We start from the raw sequence: 3,151 nt of genomic DNA on the forward strand, positions 1-3,151 counted from the left end.
AGGCTCGGTGATTTCAGCGCGAGCTCGGATCCTTCCCAGCTCTTGCCGATGTTTGCCCAGGGCTGGAGTCTCCTCCTGGCCATCATCCTGACTCTCGGCGCGGCGCTGCTCCTCATCATCGTGCCCCTCGAGATTTTCCAGCTGCGCGGCCTTTCGTTCAGCGCCCATCCGCTCAAACCTGATTTCAAGCGATTGAACCCGGCGCTCGGGTTCAAACGGCTCTTCTCGATGAAGATGCTGAAGGAAGCCGCCAAGAACATCATCAAATTTGCAATCTATGTGGCGGTGTCGGCGGTGGCGATTTCCGCGGCGGTTGACCGGGTCCGTGCCGGCCTAGACGGGGGACGCGAAATGGCTTCGGTCCTCTGGTCGGAAAGCTTGTCACTGACCGCCATGTTTGTTGCCGCCGCGCTGGTCATTGCCGCGATCGATCAGTTCATCGCCCGCCGTGAATTCTCCAAGCAAATGCGAATGAGCCGGAGCGAGCTCACCCGCGAGAATAAGGAGCGGGAAGGCGAGCCCCGGATCAAGGCCAAGCGCAAGCAGCTCCACGCCGAATTCGTGAAACAAACCGAGGGTTTGGGGAAGCTCGCCGGGTCCGACCTCATTGTCGTCAATCCCGAGCATTTCGCAATTGCGCTGGCCTATGACGCCAGCCGAATGAACGCGCCGGAGGTAAGGGCCAAGGGACGCAACCAATTGGCGCTGGCGATGAAACGCCGGGCGGCGATGCTGGGCATCCCGGTGATTTCGGACCCGCCGCTGGCCCGAGTCCTTTTTCGAAGTTCCACTGCCGGCCGCGAAATCGCGGCCGATCATTACCGCGACGTCGCCCGGCTCTACAGCCAGCTTCGGACGCAGCAACAACCCATGAGGGACGGCGATGCTTGAACGACTGAAAGCCAATAAGGACCTTGCGCTCGTCGGATGCGTGCTGTTGGTCCTCGTCATCCTGTTCGCGCCGATCCCGCCGGCGATGCTCGACCTGTCGATCATCCTCAACCTCGGCCTCGCGCTCACCATCCTTTTGCTGACCTTCTACGTCGGAAAGCCGGTCGAATTCTCGACATTTCCCTCGCTGTTGCTGGTCGCGACCCTGTTCCGCCTCGCCTTGAATGTCGCGGCGACGCGGCTAATCCTGACCGGCGCTAACGCCGGCGATGTCATCAATTCGATCGGCTCGTTCGCGGTCCAGGGAAATTTCGTCGTCGGCTTTGTTGTCTTCTCGATCCTGATCGTCGTCCAGTTTGTGGTGGTAACATCGGGCGCGCAGCGCGTGTCGGAAGTCGCGGCGCGCTTCACGCTCGATTCCATGCCCGGCCATCAGATGAGTATCGATGCCGACCTCAACATGGGCCTCATTGACCAGAAGGAAGCGGTTCGCCGGCGCGAGGAGCTGGAAAAAGAAGCGAGCTTCTATGGCTCGATGGATGGCGCTTCGAAGTTCGTTAAAGGCGATGCGATCGCCGGCATCATCATCGTCCTCATCAATATCATTGCTGGCTGGATCATCGGCGTCCTTGAAATGGGCATGGGCTGGTCGGAAGCCTTGCAGCGCTTCACCCTACTGACCATCGGCGACGGGATCGCCACCCAATTGCCGGCGCTGATCATCTCGGTCGCGACCGGGATCATCGTTACTCGCTCCTCGGCCGACCGCGAGCTGAGCACGGAGGTCTTGAAGCAGCTCTCGTCCGTTCCCCGCATTCCGCTGATCGTGGCAGGCGCTTTGGGAGTCCTGCTTCTCTTGCCGGGGATGCCCAAATGGCCGCTGGTGCTGATCATCGGCGGCGCGGCCCTCGCTTGGTGGCGGATCCGCCAGGAGAGCGGGCTCGATACGGCAGCGGACAATGAGAGCGAGGACGAATCCGTGCCGTCAAGCGCACCCCCGGCGATCGAGGTCAGGCTCGGAACACTGCTCGCCGCTACCTACAACAGCCAGGCCGGCGAACTCCTCGACCGCATTGCAGGATTGAGGCGCCAGCTTGAGCAGCAATTCGGCTTCGCCATTCCCTCGGTGCGGGTCAGCGAAGCCGCTGCGCTCGGCGACCAGGAATATGAGATCAGGCTATTAGGTTCGCGCTTTGCCGCGGCCAGCCTGTTTCCCGGCCGGATCCTCGCAATCGGCGACCGGAGCCTCGATCCCGGCATGGAGGGGATTGCCACCATCGATCCTTCATTCGGCGTTCCGGCGCTTTGGATCGAGCCCCAGAATGGCGACAAGGCGCGGGGTTCCGGCTTCAAGTTGATCGACCCGATCACGGTCATCGTCACGCATTTGAGCGAAGTGATCCATGGCGAACTGTCGATGTTGCTGTCGAGGGGCAACGTCGTCAAAATGCTCGAAGATGTCAGGGGCCGCCAGCCGGGACTGGTCGAGGAACTGGTCCCCAATATCCTTTCGGTTTCCGACGTCCAGCGGGTCTTCCAAAACCTGGTCGCGGAAGGCGTGTCGGTCGGCAACCCGGATATCATCGTCGAGCATCTGGTCGACGTCGCCCGGTTCCAGAAAGACCCGTCCGAACTTACCGAGCTTATTCGCCAGCGGACCAGCTACGCCATTTGCAACCAGCTTCGCGGCGTCCATGACGATCTGGCCGTGCTGAACCTCGACCCCAGACTTGAAAACCAGATCGTCTCCAACTTGCCTCAAGGGCAGACGGGCGCACTGTTGGTCGAGCCGCGCGCGGCCGAAAGCCTGCTTCGCAAGCTCGGGGTCATGGTGGATGCGATGCACCGTGATGGGCGCGCCCCGGTCCTTTTGTGCAGCGCGGAGCTTCGTCGCCATTTCAAGGCTTTTACCAAAAGGGCAGTTCCGAGACTTGCCGTGCTTTCGGTGAATGAAATCCCCAATCGCATCAGCTTAACGTCATTCGACGTCATTCGGATCGACGCCTAATATCAAATTCCTGCGCAAAAGCCGTTCCAAGGAGCCAATCGTGACCGATGTTGCCAATCTCGACGAACCCAAGGCGAAGCGCCTCGAGCTCCTGCTTTCCTATCTTGAGTCGGACCCGCAAAATCCAAGCCTTAAGTCAGAAGCGATCGAGGCCGCGCTTGAAGCGGGCGAGCCCGACGTTGCGCTTCGCCTGATTGGAGCGGACCGCGAGCTCCAGTCTTTGGGTGACCAGGAGCTCAACTTGCTTGGGTT

Annotated in this window: 3 protein-coding genes; all 3 read left to right on the top strand. The window is 60.7% G+C overall.

The window, feature by feature from the left end:
* Positions 1–891 (top strand): EscU/YscU/HrcU family type III secretion system export apparatus switch protein (locus Q0C64_RS12925; RefSeq protein WP_294124251.1); only part of this gene is annotated, 891 nt, incomplete at its 5' end.
* 40 nt (positions 892–931) lie between these two features.
* The gene (locus Q0C64_RS12930) at positions 932–2,899 is read left to right on the top strand and encodes a flagellar biosynthesis protein FlhA (RefSeq protein WP_294124252.1); all 1,968 of its coding nucleotides are present in this window, start codon (positions 932–934) and stop codon (positions 2,897–2,899) included.
* A 40-nt stretch (positions 2,900–2,939) separates the two neighbouring features.
* Positions 2,940–3,151, top strand: a 212-nt coding sequence (locus Q0C64_RS12935) for a hypothetical protein (RefSeq protein WP_294124253.1), incomplete at its 3' end; no start/stop codon positions are given.

The organism is Sphingomonas sp. (assembly GCF_023266535.1).
Classification (GTDB): domain Bacteria; phylum Pseudomonadota; class Alphaproteobacteria; order Sphingomonadales; family Sphingomonadaceae; genus Sphingomicrobium.